This is a genomic window from Peribacillus sp. TH27, assembly GCF_016650915.1.
Taxonomy (GTDB): Bacteria; Bacillota; Bacilli; order Bacillales; family DSM-1321; genus Peribacillus; species Peribacillus butanolivorans.
In genome coordinates this window covers 305,675-328,614 of sequence record NZ_JAEKEV010000001.1, presented here as the reverse complement: position 1 = coordinate 328,614, position 22,940 = coordinate 305,675, and the positions used below count along the sequence as shown (strand labels likewise).

The 22,940-nt window shown below is 37.5% G+C and carries 18 protein-coding genes and 1 pseudogene; all 19 read right to left on the bottom strand.

The window, feature by feature from the left end; translation table 11 throughout:
* Nucleotides 1-9: 9 nt before the first annotated feature.
* The 19 genes and pseudogenes from JFU24_RS01555 to JFU24_RS01465 all read right to left on the bottom strand — a co-directional run bounded on the left by JFU24_RS01555 (nt 10) and on the right by JFU24_RS01465 (nt 22,792).
* Nucleotides 10-1,092 (bottom strand): Ger(x)C family spore germination protein, encoded by a 1,083-nt coding sequence (locus JFU24_RS01555; RefSeq protein ID WP_201249355.1) that lies wholly within the window; start codon nt 1,090-1,092, stop codon nt 10-12.
* 28 nt (nt 1,093-1,120) lie between these two features.
* The gene (locus JFU24_RS01550) at nt 1,121-2,656 is read right to left on the bottom strand and encodes a spore germination protein (protein ID WP_201183719.1); all 1,536 of its coding nucleotides are present in this window, start codon (nt 2,654-2,656) and stop codon (nt 1,121-1,123) included.
* Nucleotides 2,657-3,184: 528 nt separating this feature from the next.
* Nucleotides 3,185-4,030 carry a sugar phosphate isomerase/epimerase family protein gene (locus JFU24_RS01545; protein WP_201183716.1) on the bottom strand — a complete coding sequence of 282 codons (846 nt, stop codon included), beginning with the start codon at nt 4,028-4,030 and terminating at the stop codon, nt 3,185-3,187.
* A 107-nt stretch (nt 4,031-4,137) separates the two neighbouring features.
* Complete coding sequence (locus JFU24_RS01540; protein ID WP_201249354.1) at nt 4,138-5,163, bottom strand: zinc-dependent alcohol dehydrogenase family protein; 1,026 nt, start codon at nt 5,161-5,163, stop codon at nt 4,138-4,140.
* 69 nt (nt 5,164-5,232) lie between these two features.
* A complete protein-coding gene (locus tag JFU24_RS01535; protein ID WP_313889456.1) occupies nt 5,233-6,513 on the bottom strand; it encodes an MFS transporter in 1,281 nt (426 codons plus the stop codon).
* Nucleotides 6,514-6,554: 41 nt separating this feature from the next.
* Nucleotides 6,555-7,526 carry a sugar phosphate isomerase/epimerase family protein gene (locus tag JFU24_RS01530; protein WP_201249353.1) on the bottom strand — a complete coding sequence of 324 codons (972 nt, stop codon included), beginning with the start codon at nt 7,524-7,526 and terminating at the stop codon, nt 6,555-6,557.
* Nucleotides 7,523-8,698: a Gfo/Idh/MocA family protein gene (locus tag JFU24_RS01525; protein ID WP_201183707.1), complete on the bottom strand. Its 1,176-nt coding sequence runs from the start codon at nt 8,696-8,698 to the stop codon at nt 7,523-7,525. The genes JFU24_RS01530 and JFU24_RS01525 overlap by 4 nt, the downstream gene beginning before the upstream one ends.
* Before the next feature lie 575 nt (nt 8,699-9,273).
* Entirely contained in the window at nt 9,274-10,458 is a 1,185-nt protein-coding gene (locus JFU24_RS01520; protein WP_201249352.1) for a Gfo/Idh/MocA family protein, read from the bottom strand.
* 41 nt (nt 10,459-10,499) lie between these two features.
* Nucleotides 10,500-11,660 carry a substrate-binding domain-containing protein gene (locus tag JFU24_RS01515; RefSeq protein WP_201249351.1) on the bottom strand — a complete coding sequence of 387 codons (1,161 nt, stop codon included), beginning with the start codon at nt 11,658-11,660 and terminating at the stop codon, nt 10,500-10,502.
* A 27-nt stretch (nt 11,661-11,687) separates the two neighbouring features.
* Nucleotides 11,688-12,509, bottom strand: a complete 822-nt coding sequence (locus tag JFU24_RS01510) for a sugar phosphate isomerase/epimerase family protein (RefSeq protein ID WP_201249350.1) — start codon at nt 12,507-12,509, stop codon at nt 11,688-11,690.
* Nucleotides 12,510-13,049: 540 nt separating this feature from the next.
* Nucleotides 13,050-14,045: an ABC transporter permease gene (locus JFU24_RS01505; RefSeq protein WP_201183694.1), complete on the bottom strand. Its 996-nt coding sequence runs from the start codon at nt 14,043-14,045 to the stop codon at nt 13,050-13,052.
* Nucleotides 14,026-15,525, bottom strand: a complete 1,500-nt coding sequence (locus JFU24_RS01500) for a sugar ABC transporter ATP-binding protein (RefSeq protein ID WP_201183692.1) — start codon at nt 15,523-15,525, stop codon at nt 14,026-14,028. Before JFU24_RS01500 ends, JFU24_RS01505 begins: the two co-directional genes overlap by 20 nt.
* 81 nt (nt 15,526-15,606) lie before the next feature.
* The gene (locus JFU24_RS01495) at nt 15,607-16,776 is read right to left on the bottom strand and encodes a substrate-binding domain-containing protein (protein WP_201249349.1); all 1,170 of its coding nucleotides are present in this window, start codon (nt 16,774-16,776) and stop codon (nt 15,607-15,609) included.
* 264 nt (nt 16,777-17,040) lie between these two features.
* A complete protein-coding gene (locus JFU24_RS01490; RefSeq protein WP_201225248.1) occupies nt 17,041-18,039 on the bottom strand; it encodes a LacI family DNA-binding transcriptional regulator in 999 nt (332 codons plus the stop codon).
* Nucleotides 18,040-18,255: 216 nt separating this feature from the next.
* On the bottom strand, nt 18,256-19,236 hold the full coding sequence (locus JFU24_RS01485; protein WP_201249348.1) for an ROK family glucokinase: 981 nt from the start codon (nt 19,234-19,236) through the stop codon (nt 18,256-18,258).
* A gap of 371 nt (nt 19,237-19,607) precedes the next feature.
* Nucleotides 19,608-19,751: pseudogene (locus tag JFU24_RS01480) on the bottom strand (glycerate kinase); the annotation flags it as partial.
* 98 nt (nt 19,752-19,849) lie between these two features.
* A complete protein-coding gene (locus tag JFU24_RS01475) occupies nt 19,850-20,611 on the bottom strand; it encodes a hypothetical protein (protein WP_201249347.1) in 762 nt (253 codons plus the stop codon).
* A gap of 350 nt (nt 20,612-20,961) precedes the next feature.
* Nucleotides 20,962-21,411 (bottom strand): DUF1569 domain-containing protein, encoded by a 450-nt coding sequence (locus JFU24_RS01470; RefSeq protein WP_201249346.1) that lies wholly within the window; start codon nt 21,409-21,411, stop codon nt 20,962-20,964.
* Nucleotides 21,412-21,592: 181 nt separating this feature from the next.
* Nucleotides 21,593-22,792: a hypothetical protein gene (locus JFU24_RS01465; RefSeq protein ID WP_201249345.1), complete on the bottom strand. Its 1,200-nt coding sequence runs from the start codon at nt 22,790-22,792 to the stop codon at nt 21,593-21,595.
* Between the last annotated feature and the right edge of the window lie 148 nt (nt 22,793-22,940).

Below are 22,940 nucleotides of genomic sequence, written 5' to 3'. Positions count from 1 at the left end.
CATGCAGATTTACTCTTCAATACCTGTATTTAGGATGTCAATATTTGTGTGTACAGTGGTTTTTACTTCTGAGTATATGTCCTCCATAAACCGTTGATAGTCCCAATTTCTTGAGGCGGCTCTAACCTTTTCTCCCAACCCAATGGGATCTACATTGTATCCTTGTACCAGTGAAATTAAACGTTGGACCTCTTCCTTAAAGTGTTCATTTAAAATTCGTTCCAATTTTACAATATCTTTATCTTTTTTCAAATCAAACCAGGATGATGCTTTTTCAATCTCTGCATGGATGGTTAAATCGATGAATATACTCGGAATGCCTTCGCTTTTCTCAACCGTATATGTAGTTTTTGCATCCAGGTTTTTTAAGAGAATAAAACCTTCCTTTTTATTTTGTGTGATTTTGGTTTTATATTGCCCATTTTGAGACCCATCAATTAATGTTTTTAGAATAAAGGACTTTCTTAAATTAATATGATTTATGTACTTCCCGTTCCTTAATAAGGCTAACCCGTCAATTTTAATTTGATCTTCCTCTAGGATAAAATAAGGTAAAATTTGATCCCTCCCTTCTTGATGAAAACTGTTCAAAAACATGTGCAGATTCATTTTTGGCAAATTACCACTTTCAATGTTTTGATTGATTTTTTCACTTAAATGGAATGGAAGATTCACATGTGCACTGGATTGAAGTATATCTTCGGCTTTGTTTTCAGCAATGCCCAACTGCATTCGACTCCCCGTATTTGGATTTCGGGCAAAATTAGTGATAACATCTTCGATCCCTTGTGTGGCATATTCCTTGCCGAACAATAGAAAATCTAATTTTCCTGTCTCAATAGGATAGGCTGACTTTGCATTCATGGTCGGGAGTATGTCTTCATATGAATCAGACACCGTTTTATAAATCTTCAATTTGACCTTCCCCTGCTCTGCGAAAGTAGGATAAATAGCAATTCCTTTGACTTTGCCTTCTTCCCGATCATATCCTAGAGCTTCAATTATCTGAACTTCATCAATGATCCTCTCATGTATACCACACCCTGATAAAAAGAAAGTTAAGCTAAAAGTTAACAGAAAACATAATTTCATTTAATTCACCTTTATTATCCTTTCCTGGTTATTCATCAAAATCACTTTTCTTTTTTTTGTGATTATGTGGGTGGTATCTCCAAATTGATTTAGGACGTAAGTAATTTGGCCTTTTGGATGTTTTACTATAAGAGGAACGGATCAGGCTGTCCGTTAAATCCTCAGGCCTAAAAGGATAAAGTGGAACGGTATAGGGTGTTCCTAAAGATTCTAACCGTGTAAGGTGAATGAGTAAAAAGGCAATCCCGATAACGACACCTAGTCCCCCCCAAATAGATGCGAAGAGAATTAAAGGAAAACGTAAAAAACGTATAGTGTTCGACATTTTATAAATTGGGGTAGTAAAGGAAGCTAAGGCAGATAAGGCGACTATAATGAGTAAGACATTACTTGTAAGGGACGCCTCAACTGACGCTTGGCCGATAACAATACCGCCCACTATTCCCAATGTTTGTCCTACCTTTGTAGGTAACCGGACTCCCGCTTCACGTAATAGTTCAATCGTGAATTCCAGAAAAATCACCTCTAATACCGGCGGAAACGGGACATTATAACGAGAACTACTAAGTGAACCGAATAAATCGTTTGGAATCATCTCGTAATGGTAAGTGATAACGGCTATATAAATAGATGTTCCAAAAATGGAGAAAAGGACACTGAATACCCGTATTAAACGAAAAAAAGATGCAAGAATCCATGGGAGAAAGTAATCTTCAGGTGAAATAAAATAATCAATGATCGTAGAAGGACCTGTAATGACATATGGCGACCCACTACTTAAAACAGCTACTTGTCCGTTAATAAGAGCTTGAACCGCCCTATCCACACGTTCAGTTGGAAGAAGCAAAGGAAACGGTGTAAGGGAATTATCTTCTATAAATTGATGCAGCAGAGAAGTATCAAAAATGACATCAAAATCAATATCTTGAAGCCGTTGGGTCATGGTATTAACATGCTGCTCACTCGTAATCCCATCAATATGAGCAATAATAACTCGAGTATTTGAAGTAGAACCAATGTTTACTTCCTTCGTAATTAGATCAGTTGTATTTATTTGTTGTCTTAATAAATGGATATTTACATCAATATTCTCAAGAAACCCAATTTGTGGCCCCACCACACTAAACTCATTTTCAACGTTATTTTGTTCACGCAATCCAGCTTTATCATTAGATAAGAGAATTAAAGCAACCCTTTGATCATTTTCCTTCATTTGAAGTATCGCATACCCTTTAAGTAACTTTGATTCAGCTTCGTTCCGATTATCCGTTATTACAATATCTTCTATTGCGATGATTTTCTTTATGTCATCAATTTTCTCTAGCCTGTCTAGTTCAAAAGGGGTCTCTCGGAAAATCATTAAAATTTTCAGTTGGAGTTGTTGTTGATCGACCAGTGTATTGTAGTAAGAAATGATTAAATGTCCCGATTCATCCGTAAGTGGAAATTGTTTAAAATCACTGGATTTTTTAACCTTAGCAAACAGCTGGCCAATATCTTGTGAATTCTCAGTCACGGCCTGTTTGTCTTTATTATTTCTAATCTTTCGTTTTTTGAAGAACATCTAATCACCTCCCTATTACAAAGGAATTCATATCCTTCTATATTATGTACAGGCATCCCCATATTTATGTAAATCCGTTTTATAATAAGTGAAAACTTTATCCTCTCTAGTTTACATAATATAAATATAGCTTAGAGTAAGCAAAGGACCCTGATCCTAATAGAAATAATCCCTGTAGGGGTAGGGTAGGACAGCAAAACACAAATTTACAAAGTTAAAACTTTTTCAAAATAAAAAGAGCCAAAAGGCTCTCTTAAATCATCGAATGGAGTTTAAACTCTAATGCTCCCCTCAATTTTATACCTAATTCAGGATACTTATTTAAACCGGTCCATACATTAACCCAACCCTCATTTTGTTCAAACAGTTTGCTTATTAGTGTATCATCATTTTCTTTCAAACCTTTTTTTTAACTTCATTATTTTATTCTCATTATCTACTATTTCAGTATAATCTTAATATCTGTTTCTTGATCATCCTCTACTTTTATATCTGTTGGTCAAATAAGATATTTCATAACAATACCTTTTATAAATAATCAATCTCACTTAATTTAGCTTTCAAGTATTCAATCGAAGTCCTTGCGTACCAATCTGGTTCTGCTTGTCTTGTATGAAATCCTACTTCCATTGATAAATACCCATCATAATTGATTTCTTTTAATGCTTTAAGTACGGCCGTAAAATCGCCTCTTCCTTGGCCAGGAGGGAGACGGTCATTGTCCGAAATATGGACATGGTGAAGTTTATTCTTCATTTGATATACATAATCACTTGGTACTTCGTTTCTGTACAAAGCATGGAATGTATCAAACATTACCTTGACATTGGATAAACCGGTTTGTTCGCTTAATAACAAAGCATCATCTGCTGTTTCAATCAGGTTGCTATCTGCAGGGGTTGGCTCAACAACCATAGTTACACCTAACTCTTTGGCATAATTACCAACTTCCCCTAAACCCTCTAAGCTGTAATTCCAGGCATCCTGTTGAGACATGCCAAATGAGGCCCATCCTGCAATCCACATAACTGTCGGGCATTCCCACTCGTGTGCCAACCGGACAACCTCTTTATAGTGGTTGATCGTAAATTTTCGTTCCTCTGCAAGAAGTGAACTTGGGTTATTACCCGGTCCGCCGCCTGGTGCAGGAAGCATCGATGATACCTTTAAGTTCTTTTCTTTTAAAAGTTTTAAAATTTCCTTCCTTCTTTCCGGTGATAAATAGTCCGGCCAGGCATGAGGAGCTGCACATCCAATCTCAATCGCATCATAACCAAATGATGAAATCCTATTTATTACCTCCTCTAGCGGATAGGAAGGAACCCAAGTTGGAAAACTGCTGTATGCCCAAGTATTAAACGAAATACCCTTCATGATATATAACCTCTTTTCGAATGATATTATCTAACGATTGTTATTTTATCCCTGTACTTCGGACCGGCAATGAGAGCTAATAAGTATTTCACTTGTATAGCTTAATATTATTCCCAAACAAATACTGCTTTTTCCGTTTTTCTTTCATCAAATAGTTGGAACGCTGTTTCTGCTTCTTCCAGTCTGAATTTATGGGTCACCAATCTTTCAACAGGGAGTTTTTTTCTCACAATGAATTCCGTAATTTCGTCAAATTCCTGGATTGGGAAATACCACGACCCTATGACAGAGATTTGTTTACGGATTAATTGTGCACTTGGTTTGATCGTAGTTTCCTTGCTTTCACCAACAAAGGCAACCCGTCCATGGGCTCTCACGCAATCCAGCGCATCATTCTGAGCGAAAGGACTTCCTGAACAATCGATCGCTGCATCGGCACCAAGACCATTTGTAATGCGGGAAATTTCTTCTTGTACGTTTGCATTTTTCCCATTAATTATGTAGGCTGCGCCTAATTCTTTCGCCATTTCTAAGCGCTCATCGAGCATATCGACTGCAATTACAGTCGCACCCAGGGCATTTCCGATCATTACACCGGCGGCCCCCATTGGACCCATTCCAAAAATGACAAGTTTGTCTCTACCAGAAATCGCTAGCCTTTTTTGGGCATGGAATAACGTTCCGACAGCATCAGTTGAAACGGCAGCTGTTAAAAAGCTCATATCATCGGGAAGCCTCATGCAGTTTTCAGCCGGAACAACCATGTAATCTGCGTCTCCACCGTGGGAATCAAATCCTATGCACTTGAATTCCTTACAGAACATTTTGTAACCACTCTTACAATGGGCACACTCCCCGCATCCTAGTGCTAAATAAACCGCAACACGGTCTCCTGTCTTAAAAGTGGTTACCCCTTCTCCTAATTCTGTTATGATTCCCGCAGGTTCATGACCTGGAACAATAGAACCAAGTTTTGTACCCTCAAAAACCGAAGTTCCATAATATAAACTCATATCACTGCGGCAAATCGCAGATGCTTTCATTTGGATTAAAACTTCTCCCATACCAGGTGTCGGGATTTCCATTTCTCTTATTTCTACTTTTTTGTCTCCAGGAAAAATAACTGCTTTCATGGTTTTCTCCTCCTATTAATAAAGGTCTTATTTTTCATAGTTTTTAATATATAATGTGTTTATTATCTTTTAACTTGCTTGATCTTTGTCAATAAAAGCATTTTCTTTCTGTTTTTGCTTTTCTTCATGCGGCAATTTCATGAATCTCATTAAGAATGCACTAATAAAATACAAGATGGCGAATACCCACATCACACCTTCCACACCGATGCTGCCGATGAATGCCCCAACGATTGCCGGTGCAATGAAGTAAGATAATCCTGCTCCGAAATTTACAACAGCCATAGCAGACCCTTTCTTATCCGGTGCAAGTGAAGTTACAATTGCAGTGATTGGTACGTAACCTGTGAGTGCAGCTCCAAGAAATACTCCTGCAAGAGTCATCATCCAAAAATTACCCCCGAAAACCTGTGGCGTATAAAGCAAAACCAGAGTCATTACACCCGAACCAAAGCTTCCAATCCACATAACCGTTTTTCTCCAGCCTAACCATTTATCGCTGACATACGGGATAACAATATCAAAAACAATATTAGCTAACCACATCGTTCCCCATACTTGCAGCCATTGCTCTGTGCTAAATCCGTATTCGGAAGATAAATATAACGGGAAAAAGATTGGCAGTGCACCTATACCTGTCGTATTGATCGTACGAACAATACCACCGATTGCTACTTTTGGATTCTCGTAGCAAATGGTTAGTCCACTAATTAAGCTTTTGAACTTTTCCTTTGGATTGCCTTTCTTAGCTCCTGTATCGCGTCCGACAACATAAATTCCAATTAAACCACCGACTAAAACCCAAGCAACTGCACTCCATAGAAGACCTACATGCCCAATTTTAGGAAGCATTAATGCTGGGAAATAACTTCCGATTACATAAAGCCCCGCAATCCAAGCTGCCCAGAAGACTCCGATTGCTGTCGCAAGGACCTTACCAGGGCTACGATACGTGACCCACACTAAGAAAGAGTAACAAAATAATGGATATCCGAATCCGCGTAAAGCATAGGTAGGCAACATGACTGAATAGTTAATACTTTGAAGAGCCTCTATAAAAGCAATGTGACCGATCAACCAGATGATCATTCCTAAAACCATCACTTTTCTTGCTCCCCAGGCTTCTGTCAGAACCCCGGAAAAGTAGGAGGCAATAGCCAAAACTCCCCCATATGCCATAAATAAGGTAGCAGACTGTTGAACGGTAAAACCTTGTTCAATAAGATATGGAGACAGCCATCCATGCTCAAGTCCGTCCCCAACCATAAAAATCATTGTTGCTAAATATCCCCAAATCATGGTGATAGGAAGGCCGAAGAGACCGCGTTTCGTTCCTTTAATTGCTTTCACTATTAATCACCTCGAATTATAAAGTTAAGGAATGGTGAGCATTATGCCCACCACATTTCAGTTAATTGCTCTTTAAACATGGCTCCTTTTAATAACGAAATGGCCTTGCCTAGGCCCTCGTCTAGCGACGCAAGCATATCTTCATGCTCGATCGAAACAACGTAATCATATCCTACTGCGAGTAGAGCGCTTACAATATCTTTCCAAACTTTCTCGTCTTGTCCATAACCTACAGATCTAAATGTCCAGGAGCGATTTAAGATATCACTGTAATGCTTTGTATCCAGGACGCCATTCACACTAATATTAGCTTGGTCCAAATACGTATCTTTCGCGTGAAAATGATAGATGGCATTGTCTTTTCCAAGCCTTTTAATGGCTTCAACCGGATTTATTCCTTGCCAGATCAAATGGCTTGGATCAAAATTCGCTCCTATAATCGGTCCTACATGCTCCCTTAACTTCAGTAATGTTTCCGGGTTGTACACAACAAACCCTGGGTGCATTTCAAGTGCGATTTGATTGATGCCGTGTGACTTGGCAAATCGAGCTTCCTCTTTCCAATAGGGAATTACGACTTCGTTCCATTGCCAATCTAGAACCTCGGTGTATTCAGGTGGCCAGGAGCATGTTACCCAGTTTGGAAACCTTGCTTCATGATGATCACCTGGACAGCCTGAAAACCCATTGATGACAGGAACTTCTAACCGTTCCGCTAATAAAACGGTTTTTCTCCAAGTGTCATGTGCTTCTTTCGCAGCCTTTTGATTCGGGTGAAGTGGATTCCCATGACAGCTTAGACCACTGATAGTCATTCCTCTACTATCAATCGCACGTTTAAATTCTTTAACTTTTTCAGGATTGCTTAATAACTCATCCGGGTTGCAATGACAGTTCCCCGGATAATTTCCAGTACCCAATTCAATCGCATCTACTCCCATTTCGGAAAGCTTATCCAACATCGCTTCAAAAGAAAGGTTTTGATAAAGAACGGTAAATACACCTAGTTTCATAGATACTCCTGCCTTCCCTGGACTTTCACCCATTTTTGTTGTTCATGGCTCTCTAAAATCGCATCAGTAATGCACATGGATATATGACCATCTTCAAATGTCGCAAAATTAACTTGTTCATTTAGTAGATCCTTGCCTTCACGAATGAAGGAATAATAATTCAGCATCATATTCTTCATTGCATCCGGCCAACCTTCATTATGTCCGCCTGGATGGTGGATCGCCTGTTTGGCTTCCGGTAAGAACAAAGCAGGATCTGCCTGAAGGATTTCATTCGGTCTTTCACGGTGGCCAATCCATAATTTCTCCGGTTCCTCCTGGTTCCAGAAGGCTGAATGTTGACTTCCGTTGATCTCAAAGCTCAACCTATTTTTCCGGCCAGCGCTTACCTGAGATACCGTAAATACCCCTTTGGCTCCATCCTCAAAGCGTACAAGAACGGATGCGTAATCCTCTGTATTGATAGAAACATCTTCATAATTCTTATTTTCTTCTTTTTCCGTTCCAAAAGTGGATCCGTTGTGTTTTTGTTTCTTTCTTACTGGAATGACTGTTGCTAAATCAGCGAATACTTCCGTAATCCGTTTTCCGGTCACATATTGGACGGTATCGCACCAGTGGGAACCGATATCCGCGATGGCTCGTGATTTTCCGCCTACATCCGAAGCCAACCGCCAATTAAAATCTGTCTCATATAATAACCAATCTTGTAAGTAGCTTCCGTGCACAAGATTCACTTTGCCCAACTCGCCATTCTTTATCATTGCTGCCAATTGTTTCATGATCGGGTATTGCCTATAATTGAAGTTGACGCCATGCACGACTTTATTTTCCTTTGCGAGCGCTAACAATTCAGCTGACTCTTGGCTTGACATTGCTAGAGGCTTTTCTGAAACAACATGCTTTCCTGCTAACATAATCTCTTTATTGATTGTAAAGTGAAGATGGTTCGGTGTGCAGTTATGTACCACTTGGATTTCACTATCTTTTAGCATATCGCGATAATCGCCAAAGGCTTTTGAAATCCCGAGTTCAGCCGCCTTTTTTTCAGCGGCCTCCTGACCATTCGCTGCTAGCCCGATCACTTCCACAAAACCAAGCCTTCTAATAGCTTCAATATGAGTAGGTCCAATAAAACCATTTCCAATGACTCCCACTTTAATTTTTTCCATGGTGTGATCCTCCTTAACCAGTAACATATGATTTTCTGTAATCGATTACAAAAAATGAGTTGGGTTTTATTCCTTTTTTTCGTTTATTTCCTTGATTTCGTGTGAATTAGTAAAAAAATATGTAATCGATTACATTTATAGAGATTTATGCTATCTATCTATTCTTATTAGGTTGTTTAAGTAATAAACTGTTTTACAAGAATAATTGTAATCGATTACATTATTAATTGCAACTTTTTTCACAAAATTTATAATCTTTATACTTATTGTATATGGACAATTTTTTACCCATTAATTTTACTTTTTCTCAAAAATAGATTAGTACTTCTAATTAGTTAACTCCGTCAGGTCAAAACTGTGTGAGTCTTAAGGTTTGTTAATGAGGGGATGCAATAAAAAGGGGGTGACTTGTTTTAATAGTCACCCTTTTTATATATATTAGAGATAAAAAACACAGAAGTATTATCAAATAACATAGCTCATATAATGAAACCTGCAGGTTTACCAATTTATTTCAGGACTGGCCTGTTTAAGTGTAAATGAAATAACCTTCTACTGATGGAGTTTCCCTTTATTTATTTTACATTTACAAGGTTTTGTTGCAGATTCACCCATGCACCTTTTTCAGCAGATTCAAGGATTGCATCAGAAATAACTGCAATCTGAAACCCATCATTAAAGTCTGGTGAAACAGCTGTGTTTTCTGCAATTGATTTAATAAAATCATAAGTTTCGATTATTTTTGTTTCACCATAGCCGATGCCTAACGCTGGAATTGGCCAAAGACTTTCTCCGTATGGATGGGCCGGACCAGTATAAACTGTTCTGAAGCCTTTGGCATCGCCTGGGTCGTCAGAGAAACAAACTTGGAGTTCATCACGGCGCTCGTAGTTGAAACAAATTGAACCTTTGTCGCCATGAATTTCGAATGTTAAGAAGTTGTTACGACCCCATGCATTGCGTGTAGCCTCAATACTTCCAATTGCTCCGTTCTCAAACTTTACCAATGTAGTAAACTCATCATCTACATCTACAGCACTCTTTGGTACACCTTCAGACCCTTTGATAGTACCTAATTTGTCGACACCACCTGTTTGAACTGGCCTCTCAGGAATCCATGTTCTTGCAAGTGCATTAACATCTGTAATTTCACCAACCAAATAACGGGCAAAGTCGATTACATGTGTCCCTATATCTCCTAGAGCGCCAGAACCAGCAATTTTTTTCTGGAAGCGCCATGATAATGGTGAATTAGGATCTGCAGACCAGTCCTGTAAATAAGTACCTCGGAAATTTAAAATCTTTCCGATTCTTCCTTCTTCAATATATTTTTTAGCCAATGCAACCGCTGGTGTTCTTCTGTAATTGAAGGCAACCATATGCTTAACTCCTGCTTCGTTTACAGCATCTAACATAGTCTTGGCCTCTGCTGCATCTCTAGCTAATGGCTTTTCTGAAATAATATGTTTTCCGGCCTTTGCAGCAGCAATCGCTATTTCTGCATGAGAATCATTAGGAGTAACAATATCAATGATATCAATGTCTGGATTTTCTACTACCGCTCTCCAATCGGAAGAATAATTCTCAAACCCTAGACGCAGCGCACCATCCTTAGCTAATTCATCTGTAATATCTACTAAAGTATGACGATGTGGGATTGCTGGTGACGGCCAAAAAAACATCGGCATCCCCGCATATGCAAGTGCATGCGCTTTCCCCATAAATCCTCCACCAATCATGCCTATATTCAATTTCTTCATTTTATTCTCCTCCTATTATTAAATTAGCGATCAATAAGTATTTACTTTCCTGCATTCTGGATTGTATTAGGTGCCTCTGTATGGTATACCAGTTCCCATGCATCCAGAATATTGTCTTTATTTACTGTTAAAGCTGGTACTGCTATATATGCAGGTGCTTCTTTTCCAAGTAAAGCATAGCCAGCAAGGATAGCTTCAGCGATACCCTGGTCATAAGGCAGCTGTGCCCCTAGACCTTTAATTGGCCCACCTGATGCAATATCCAAAGCAACATTTGTGCCTAAATCAATTGTTGTTATGATCATATCTTCTCTACCTGCAGTTCTAACTGCCGCTAATGCTCCTTCAGCAGGTACATCCCAAACAACAAAGATTCCATCTAAAGTGGGGGTTTTTGTCAGCATACCTGATGCAACCTTCTCTCCCTGGTTCGGGTCAGTTATCCCTCCACGTGCAACAATTTTCATATCGGGATACTTTTCTTTAAGGGTTGCTTCAAATGCTTCTGTACGTTGTTTTGTTACAAAGAAGTCAGCATCATGAAAAACCATACCGATCTTCCCCTTTTTACCAAGTTTTTCAGCCATAATATCTGCTGCGGCCACGCCGTTTCCATAGTTATCTGCAGAAACAATACTCACATAATCCTTGCCTGCTTCCAGACCACTAGGTGTATTATCCATAAACACAAGCTTGACTCCAGCTTCAACTGCTTTCTTATATGCTGCAGCAGTCGAGACAGGGTCTACTGGAATACTTACGATAAGATCAGGATCCTTTGCTAGAACAGTTTCTATATCTGAAACCTGCTTCTCTGGTTTAAATTGTGCATCCGTAACGGCTACAATTTCTACGCCCATTCTTTTGAAGGATGATTTCAGACCGTCGATTTGTGCCTTTGCCCAATCGTTACCCGCGTAATGCATTACAATTGCTGCAGTATATTTCCCTTTTTTAATTTTTTCCATATCCTGTTCTGAAAGTTCTAATGTTGTTGCTGAAACTGCAGTTTCCCCATGAGGACCTTTACTAAGAATTTTCTGATCACTCGGTAATTCAGTGTTAATGGTAAGCGGACCCGATGAATTTGCTTCTGGGGCATTTTCAACTTCAGTGCTGTTCGAACTTTCCTGGCTGCAGCCAACTAGTCCAAAAGAGGTAATCAACAAAATCATAGGGAATACCGACAAAAACTTCTTCATAATAACCCCCCTTTCATATCCTTTAACCTATACGTTATTTATCTTCACAAACTTAGAAAGAAAATGACGGCTAATCTCTGCCCCTTTTTTTGGATCAGGGTAGCTATCTAATTCGACAGTAACCCAGCCATCATAGTTCACTTCATCCAAAACAGTCAGCATCTGGGCAAAATTTTGGTGACCCTCTCCCAAAGGTAAGAAATCCCCATTATGGTAGTCTTTTAAATGAACGTATTTAATACGATCCGAATACTTTTTTATAACATCTATCGGTTCTCCACCACCAGCTTCAATATGAGCAGTATCCAGGCAGAGATTTATCTTTGTTAATTGCATTAGTTTATCCAGTTGCTTAGGGGACTGTACATTTGTCCCTAAATGTGGATGGTAACTTGCTATAAGGTCATACTTTTCAGCAATGTCTGAGACAATATTAAGAGCATTCCCTAACGCTATGTAATCGCTATCCAGGATACCATTCGAACGGATTGCCCCTCCCCCGACTATAAGGTGTTTTGCGCCCGCTTTTGATGCCAAAGCAGCTACCGCCTCTATTTTTGATAATTCCTCTTCTAATATGTCAGGAAAGATAAAATTCCCACCTGTGTACACACCAATAAAATCTAAGGAATTCTCCCGTATCAAAGACTTAAATTCTTCCACTCGATCTTTGTATTCCATTAGGTTTCCATCGAAGATCTCAAAACCTTGATAGCCTGCTTCTGCTATATCTTTTAACGCTTCCTCTGTTGACCCATTTGCTAGATAGAATAAATCCTTCACTGAAGTGACTCCTGCAGGATGGCCAATTACTCCACCCCAGGTATTCGTATGATATCCCAATTTCATTATTTACCCTCCAATTCGAACTGATGTAAAGCATTCTTTAAAACCCTAGAATAATAATCACCTCCTAAAAAGGAATAATGTGAAACTAAACCTGTATCATTTAGTTTTCTATACTCTCAACTGATCGTTAGTGGTATTTAGTGTGCTAGACGTGCTATCGATGTACAGGGTTGTGCTAGTATTCCTACAATTATCAAGTTTTATCGTTGCAGATTCCTATAAAGAGATACCCAATCCCAAGAACGATCCTTTAAATGCTTAAAGAAGTTGTTATTTCCAGGTATAAACATTTAAATGAAATGTAATCGATTACATTTTGGATTGTGGTATATATTATCTATCAATCAAAATATAAACTTAGCGTTTGAAAAATCTAAACCGTTCTCAGGCAAAAAAACCACCTCAAACAAAGCTGAGTCTTCTGATTACTTCAATGTAAGTGGCCCGATAAAAACCCATTTCAATATTTCCCACCTGATTTTTTGTTCACTTCTCATCCCTGCTCTAGTGGTTGAAACCAAGTGAGTATTGAATCGTTTACTATCTTTTCAAAGCTTTCTTACCGAACGCTACAGCCATGATAATGATCATTCCTTTAACAATCATCTGTTGGCTCACATCTAAGCCCATGATTATTAATCCGTTGTTAATAGTTCCAATCATCAACGATCCAACTACAGTCCCAACGATGGTTCCTACGCCGCCAAATAAGCTTGTTCCGCCAAGAATGACTGCTGCGATAACGGATAGCTCATCGCCCTGACCGAATGTATACCTCCCTGCATGCATACGTCCCGCATATAATAAACCTGCCAAACCCGCCATTAGGCCCGTCCCAAGAAAGACTATGAGTTTAATTTTCATGGTTTTTACACCTGAGAAACGAGCGGCACTCTCATTCCCGCCTGTGGCAAGGGTTTGTCTTCCAAAAGGTGTTTTTTTCAATAGAATATGAGCAATAATAGTCAGAATTAATGTCCACACTAATAAGATAGGAACTGCACCAATGTCACCGGATCCAAAGATAAAGTTAAAAGAAGAATCAACGATCGGCACCGGTGCAGTGTCTGTTATCCACATTGCTACCCCTGAAATAGCTCCCAACGTTCCAAGCGTAACCAAAAAGGAAGGGATTTGTACTCTTGTTACTAGCAATCCGTTAATTAATCCAACTAGTAACCCAGTCGCCAAGCCAACTGCTACACCACCTATCGCTCCATAACCAGCCTGGATGGCCAATGCACCTGTTAATGAAGATAAAGCGGCAATAGAGCCAACAGAAAGGTCAATTTCACCTGTACTGATAACAAATGTCATCGCTAGTGCCATGATTGTGATAGGAGCTGTTTGTCTAACTATATTCATAAAGTTATCTGAGCTCAAGAATCCTTGGTCAGAAAGGCTAACCGAGAAATAGAATAATACTCCTATAAAAGCTATATAAACGATATAGTTTCTCCATTCAAATCCTTTAAGTGATGTAGTTACATTGTTTCTAGGTTTGTTTTCAACTTTATTAGTGACCTTGTATTGCATATTGAAGATCCTCCTCTGTATCGATTTCTTTTCGATTGAGCTCCTTGATGATCGCTCCTTCGTGCATGATGACCACACGATCACTCATGGCCAGCAGTTCTTGAAGCTCCGAAGAGATAACAAGTATAGCCTTGCCGCTGTCAGCAAGTTCACGAATGACATCAATAATTTCTGATTTTGCACCAATGTCTACCCCTACTGTAGGTTCGTCGAGAATAAGCACCGTTGGATCATTCGCCAGCCACTTGGCCAAAACAATTTTTTGCTGGTTTCCACCTGAGAGCAAACCCGACTTTTTGAAGATATTGTCTGTCTTGATATTAAGTTTTTTAACAAACTTGTTTGTAATTTCATTGGACTTTTTATCATCAAGCAAAAAGCCTCTTTTAACCTTCGAAATGATTGGTAAGACCATGTTCTCTTTCACACTGTGCTCCAAGATTAATCCCTGTACCCTACGGTCTTCCGGAATAAGGGCTATACCCGCATTTATTGCGTCAGTTGGACTTTTTATGGTTACTTTTTGTCCATTTACAATGACTTCTCCACTATCTTTAGGGTCTACCCCAAATATGCCTCGGACCATTTCTGTTCTTCCGCTTCCCATCAGTCCGGCCACGCCAAGTATCTCACCAGGATAGATGCTTAAATTTACATTATTGACTTTTGGTCCTGACGATAAATTTTTTACCTGTAATACCGGCTGGGCAACTTTAGAATAACTTCTTTCTTTCCATTCAAAGGCCTTATTAAATTTCGCCCCTACAATATGATGAATAACAGATTCCATATCAGTATTTTCAATGTTATCTGTAGCTACATGCTTTCCGTCTCGTAAAATCGTAATACGGTCGCAAATCTTGAAGATTTCATCCATTCTATGTGAAATATAAATGATAGAATACCCTTTTGCTTTTAGTTGATTCATAAGCATAAATAGTATGTCTATCTCATTTTGAGTAAGCGAGGAAGTCGGTTCATCCATGACTAATATTTTGGCTTCCTGAGAAAGCGCTTTAGCAATTTCTGTCATTTGCCAGTACCCTACTCCAAGTTCCTGGACAATGTCATTAGGGTTGATATCGACACCTAATTCATTTATGATTTTTTCTGCTTTTAAAACAAGTTCTTTATCATTAATCAGCCCAACAGAAGTTTTGGCTTCTCTTGTGAGAAAGATATTTTGTGCAACTGTTAATGTTGGAATTAAACTGAACTCCTGAAAGATCATAGATATAAAGTTTTTTCTAGCATCCTCATAGCTATTGATTGTTACTTTTTCATTTTCAATTAAAACTTCTCCTGAGTCTGCTGTATAAACACCCGTTAAAATCTTCATTAAAGTAGATTTACCAGCACCATTTCCACCCATTAAGGCGTGTATCTCTCCCTTATTGATAGAGAAATCAACATTGTCAAGAACCGTGATACCGTTGAATGCTTTAGATATTTTCTTCATTTCAAGTATTGGCTTTCCCAAAGCTAATTCACCTTCTTTATTTGTAGAAGCTAATTTTCAGAATAACTTCATATAATTTAATGGTTTAATTAGTAGTAGATATTATTCAGCTGCATTTTGAATGATCTCCGGGGCATCCACTCCGTAAATTAGCTTCCAGCTATCCAACACGTTTTCTTTGGTTACAGATAGAGCTGGTGTAGCGACATAAGCTGGTGCCTCTTTCCCAAGTAGTGCGTATCCTGCTAAAATAGATTCTGCTACGCCCTGGTCAAAAGGTAATTGACCGCCTAGGCCTTTTACAATACCTTCAGAGGCAATTTCCAATCCAACATTTGTGCCTAAGTCTGTTGTAGTAACTACTAAATCATCTTTCCCTGCTGTACGAGCAGCTGCGACGACACCTTCAGCAGGCACATCCCACACCACGAAGATACCATTAATATTTTTGTTTCTAGTTAACATTGCAGAAGCTACTTTTTCTCCATCATTTGGCCCGGTAATTCCCCCCCTTGCTACGATTTCAATATTTGGATACTTTTCTCTCATTGTTTCTTCAAAAGCATCCGTACGGTTTTTTGTTACAAAGAAATCAGCGTCATGGAAAACAATACCCACATTTCCTTTTTTACCAAGTTTTTCAGCCATAATATCAGCTGCGGCAGCACCGTTTCCGCGATTATCACCAGACACGGCACTGATATATTCCTTCCCTGGTTTTAAACCCTGTGCAACTCCATCCATAAATACTAGCTTAACCCCTTGTTGGGCTGCCTTTTTAAACGCCGGTGCTGTTGAAACTGGGTCTACTGGAACAGAAATCATTACATCTGGTTTTTTTGCTAATACTGTTTCAATATCTGAAACTTGTTTTTCTGCTTTGAATTGAGCGTCCGTCACTGCAACTACTTCGATTCCCATCCTCTTGAAGGATGCTTTCATTGCATTAACCTGGGCTGTCATATAGTCTGTTCCAGAATAGTGCATAACAATAGCAGCTTTATATTTGCCTGCTTTAATCTTTTCAATTTCTTTTTCAGTAAGCTTTAATGTTTTAGCCGAAACTGCTGCCTCACCATATGGCCCCTTATCCATAACTTTTTTATCCGAAACCTTAGGATTTATCATTAAATCACCAGTGCTTGCGATAGTTGCTGTTTTAGTAGTGTCTTTACCGCCTTCCTTTGTAGAAGCGTCTTGGTTACCACAAGCTACCAGAGCAAGTGCGCTACTTATGATAATTGCAGAGAATATGTAAGATTTCTTTTTCATATTAATCCTCCCATTTGGTTCATTCATTATTTTTCATGTAACGCTTTATTTAAGCTTAGTAAGTAATAAACCAATTTTCCTCTTGTATTAAAGAAATCAATCACCCCTTTAATCCGTGTAATCGTTTACATTTCAAAGGACTCTTTTTTCTTAAAATCAGTCAAAGGTGATATACATAACCCCCTTAAGACATGTAATGAGGGTATGTATCATGTATTATCCATTTTATAGTTTGTAATCGATTACAAATTGTAGAAAAAATTTTTATATTAACCTTTTGCATGATTCCCGAACAACCAGTTTATCATCTAAAATATATTGGCTTTTCTCTAGATTAACTTTACTTATAATTTTAATTAGTAATTCCATGGCTATCCTCCCAATATCAAAGGATGGTTGAGCAACCGTAGTTAATGACGGCTCAAAAATGGAAGCAAATTTAATATCATCAAACCCAACGACTGATATGTCCCCTGGAACACTTAATCCTTTGGATTTTATCGCTTTTATCGCCCCGATTGCCATTTCATCATTAGCAGCAAAAATAGCAGTCGGGGGTACTTCATTCGCTAATAATTTAAGCGTTAAATTAAAACCACTTTCATAAGAAAAGTCCCCCTCCTGTACCATTGTTGAGAGTATAGGTAAGCTATGTTGAGCCATTGCCTGATTATATCCCTTTAAACGATCGCGACCTAACACGCTATTAAATGGCCCGGATAAAAAACCAATTCGTTTGTGGTCTAAATTAATCAGATGTTCCGTTGCTTTTCTGGCACTGCTAATATTGTCAATCGATACAGTTGGAATTTCAAATCCTTCTGTATACTCACAAGCAAGGACAACAGGAAATTGTTTTGCAATGTCCTCTACTACTTGTCCATCAATTCTTGCAGTTAACAATATCATTCCGTCCGCCTTTTTTTGTTGAAGAATATTTAAGTATCCACTTTCACGATCCACATTATTGAGAGCATCTCCCAACAATACTTGATATCCACTTTCCATGGCTACGGATTCTATCCCCCGTAACACCTTGGAAAAAAAAGTATTCGTAATATCTGGAACAACAACAAGGATTGTTTTTGTTTCCATTCTTCGAAGCTGTCTTGCAAGAACATTAGGTTGATAGTTTAATAATTCTATCGCTTTCAGGACTCTTTCTTTTGTATCACTTTTTACGGTACCGGATTTACTTATCACCCTAGAAACTGTTGCTGTGGAAACATTCGCTTCCTTTGCAACATCAACAATTCTTATCATATTTTAAATTCCTTTCAAGATAAACTATCTTCCAATATTGTAATCGATTACATTTTAAATTGCAATAATATTTTAAATATTTAATTTTTCGTTACCTATTATCAATAAAATCTTCGATTTTTAAAATTATTCTTACTGTTTAACAAGCACAGATGAAATAATTATAACATCCTCCTTGGACGCGATATATTGACAAATTCATAACCACCTAATGGATTATACATTTAATACTTTATTGTTGACCCCCTTATATAAATAGGCTCCACCCACAACACCTGCATCATTTCCTAACGACGCAAGTTCTAATGTTAATGCATGGTAGGCCCGAGGTAACGTATATTGTTTTAAATACTTTTTCAATTGTTCTAGCAAGAATTCTCCTGCTTTCGAAACCCCTCCGCCAATAATCACCATTTCAGGATTATTTGTATGAATAATGGTACTAATTGCAATTCCTAAATGTTTCATTGCTTCATCAACTACATTAAGAGCATAAAAGTCCCCGCTTTCCGCAGCATTTAATACATCTTTGGCTTCAATTTTCCCGTTATCTTCTTTAATTACATATAAATCAGTAGAACCGGAGTGATTTTCAATCATTTCATTTCCCAATCTTACCATACCAGTTGCACTTGCGATTGTTTCCAGGCAACCCACTTTTCCGCAACCACAAATAATTCCATTATCCTTTGAAAATATATGTCCGATCTCTCCACCCATCCCATTAATTCCTCTTACTACTTCTCCGTCTACAATGACTCCCCCACCTACTCCGGTACCGAGCGTCACCATTAAAATGTTTTTCTTTCCTTTTCCAGCACCCATCCACATCTCACCTATAGCTGCTAAATTAGCATCATTTTCGATGGCCACTGGTAGTCTAAAACCCTCTTCTAATTCCTCTTTCAGTGGATAGTTTTCTTTCCAAGGTATATTAGGGGAATATGTTACACATCCGGCAACTGAATCTACAAATCCTGGAACACCGACACCTACCTCATTAAAAGAATCCATCTCAAAATTAAGTTCAACTATTTTTTTGTTAACGGTTTCAATAATGTCACCAACGATTTTTACACCGTTATACGAGATATCTGTCGGTATTTCCCACTTTGCTAACATCATTCCATCTAATTTTAAAAAAGCTAATTTTATGCTTGTTCCACCAATATCAATACCAATACACTTATCTTTCAAATATAACAACCACCTTACTATTAATGAATTGCGGGTTCCTTTCTCAGAAACAAAAAATGAAAAAGAAACGAGAAAAGATTCTATTCTTTTTTTGTAAATTCCTAAACAAGTATACAATGATTTGCTTTACTTTAACAGGTACCTTACTTTTGTTTTTGTAGCCTGTCGTAAACTTCAAAAAAAAAGGGACTTACACAGCGCTTTAAATGTTACAAACACACAATCTTTTTAATGAATGTAAATTCCATTTTGATATGGACCAAGGTAGTAGCGCATACCAGCTTTCCTTTAGACTTCGAAAACGGGATCACCGTCTTTAAAATTATGTGTTTATTCAATTAATTTTTTTACTTTAATAACTTCATAAAACCTTATAATGCTCTCTGCCGTTCCCCTTGCAGTATACTAAATAATGAGTCAATCCCTTTTTCATATAGTATATCAATATCACGACTTACTCTTCCTGCCAGCGCTATTACCGGTTTATTATATTTCTTGGCCACAGTTGTAACTCCATATGGAGTTTTCCTAACAAAAAGGTTGCTTCAGCAACCTCCCTTATTGAACTAAAGCACCCGTTAGTTCATTAAGAAAACCTATCAAAAAAGATAGTTCATTTGATTTTATAATTGTTTACAAGCGTATAGTCTAGCTCTTTCCAAGATAGTAATGTATACGGTGTATTAGGCTCTTGAATTGTTTGAACGTTTTTAGCAATTAATGTTACTTTCTCTTTTGGATAATCTTTCTTTCCTTTAGGGAAAATTGCCAGCTTTATTAATTTTCCGTTTTCCCAAGGTTCTCTTAATAAAGGCAGTGCTTCTATTTCATTTTTATCAAATGAAGGCTCGTAACCTATCCAGTCGCAAATTTCAAACAATGGATATTTACTGCCATCCCATTCTTCTTCAATTCCTAACACTTTTAAAATAATATATTTTCCTGATTGGAGACGATAACTAATTACATCTTTGGCTCTTAAACTTGTTTGTGGAATAAACCTTTTGGAAACCTTTTTTGGTAAAGGTTGTGGCGAAATTAGTTGTTCTTTTAGTTTTAATAAAACTTTTTCCCTTTTCTTTATAAGGGAAGGTTCATCATCCCAGCGTTTTAAGTCACTACCATTATCTATTATTTCTACTGCTATTTTTTTCACATTTTCCTCAAGCCTACCCAATTTCCATTGAATAGCTGCTAATGAAAGCCAAAACACGGTAGTATCTTCTTCATCAAACTCTTCGGCTTTTAAAGATTGCTCAACTAAAATCTTTGTCGCCTCTTCAGAAGAATATCCCTCTGCAATTAAATCCTTATAATGTAACTGCACATCTTCAGCAAAATCATCTGAAAAAATTGCCGTACCCCAGGTTGCCATAATATGCCCTCCAAACCTATAACATTAATTAAATAATTCTATTTCAGCTATTTAACTCCTTCTTCAACTATCCTGCCCCGATAGTTCCATAAAGAAAGAGCTGCCTTAAAGACAGCTCTGATTTTAAGCTAACGCACCTGTTAGTTGAAGAGTAAAAGTGAAGCTTATTAAACAATCGCGCCCGTTTAAGGCAAGACAAAAGATTATAAAATGACATACTGTTGGTTGCTTCAAATAGTAATTGAGAATAAATCAAAGCATTGTTCATCTTATGAAAGAGAATAGTAATTAGGCTTAGAGATACTTTCTTCAACTAACGATGCACATAGTTTCATTTTGTTTTTCAATGTTTAAACTTCAAACTGTTTAAAATGATGGTCAAGGTGCTTGTATATTCCTTTACCCCATTGCTCAGAAGTAAGTTTTCCAAAAAAAGGATGCGGGTGAGTTGTGCACTTCTCTGGTCCGTTATTTTGGAATGTGATAATTTTTTGTTTAAGCTTTTCTTTTTCTGTGTCAAATTCTCTTTCATCTGCAATCAAAATGGTTGGAATAGTAGACATATTGTGGGGCAATGACTTGTCATTGTAAATGATTTGTTTTGCAAACCTCCCTACCATTATTCCTAACCAACTCCTTGGTGGAAAAGAATTTCCCATTGCAATGTCTTGGAAAGATGAACAATGCGCTAGCATTTGGGCAACATCCATTTTTCCCCATTGTGGTTGTGAATTTGGACTCAATTTGTCAATACGCTTTAAAACTTCTGCTGTATGCATATGATTAAAAATATTTTTCATTAGTGCATATCCCCTTTAATTATAATGAGTCAACCTTCTTAACTTATTTGGCCCGATAGTTGAACACAAGTTAAACAACACTGTTCAACTAACCTGCCCCGTTAGTTGCATAAGAATAAGCTGTCTTAAAGACAGCTCCGATCTTCAGCTAACGCACCCGTTAGTTCATTAAGAAATGGTCCTAATTCACATATAAATGCAAAACATTTTCCTGTTTCTCATACCTTCCCTTTATTTCTCCGATACCATCAATTGTAAGCGAATCAACATTTTCAATGGGATTATTCTTTAATATCAGATGTAATTTAATTATATTTTGAAGTCCACCCTTACAATAGGCAATAACAGGTTGTTGTACAAGATAGTCTTCATTGTTAATTCTTACTTTTATAAAGTTCTTATGTAAAAGCCTATTTTCAAATGGGACGATATTCATCGGGTCAAAAGATTTAGCAGTTATTTCACCTTCAATAAATAGATGAATTCCTTTTTGTTGTTCAAAATTTTCAAATGTATTTTTTTTATTTTGTATAGCAAAATTAATTACTTCCTCTGTTTCAGGACTTATTTCTACGTTACTTATTTTTATAAAGTCATCCGAAAGCTGTTTAAATATATCGTATAATGTTTCCTCTTTACCCCAAAAACTTTCCTTCCAACCTGGTGAAAACTCATCTAGTAACAAACACATAAACAAACCTGAACTATAACAACTCTTTCGTATATCAGAAGTGGATTCATATTTGTCCATAAGGTGTTGTCCATATTTTTTTAGAACTGATTTGTAAGCTATCGGGGTTTTTTCCGAGTAAGCCTTTAGTTCAACATACAACGCAGGTCCTTCAAATGTTTCAATTAAGTTTTCGTATAATAGATAATTATTAAATTTAGCAGCTCTTTTTTCTCTTAGGGCAATGAAAGTATTAAGATATAGTTTCTTTTTAATAATATTATTTTCTAACACCGCACTAAAAAGGTTGGTTCTTTCCTGATTTCGTAATTCCACATTTTCTTTTGATAACGGATATGTGATTCCCATAATTTCATTCGCAAACCGTGTTTCGCCCTTAACATATTGAAAACCGTGGAATAATTCGTGTACGAGAATAGAATATAAACTTTTATAATCCTCATACAATTCGATATTTACAATTGCTGTTGGATAATCATTATAAAGAATAAGTGTACAACCATTAAATTGTTCATCCCAATTTAAAATTTGATAATTATTTTGTTGATTTTTTTTCATTCTAGGATGGTTGAAAAGATAAACATAACTCTTATCATATAATGCGTAAGCAACCGATTCAAAACCTGACCAATAATTATCCAAATTTGCATTTACTAAGTCTTGGGAAATTCGATTAAGATATTTATTCATCCTTTTCACCTCTATATAAAAAATCCATTAAATCTAAATTCTCTTAGGGATGAAAAATATCCTTTTTCAAAAGGGAGCTTATGCAACTAAACTGCCCCTTTAGTTCCATAAGAAAAAGTCGCCTTAAAGACAGCTCCGATCTTCAGCT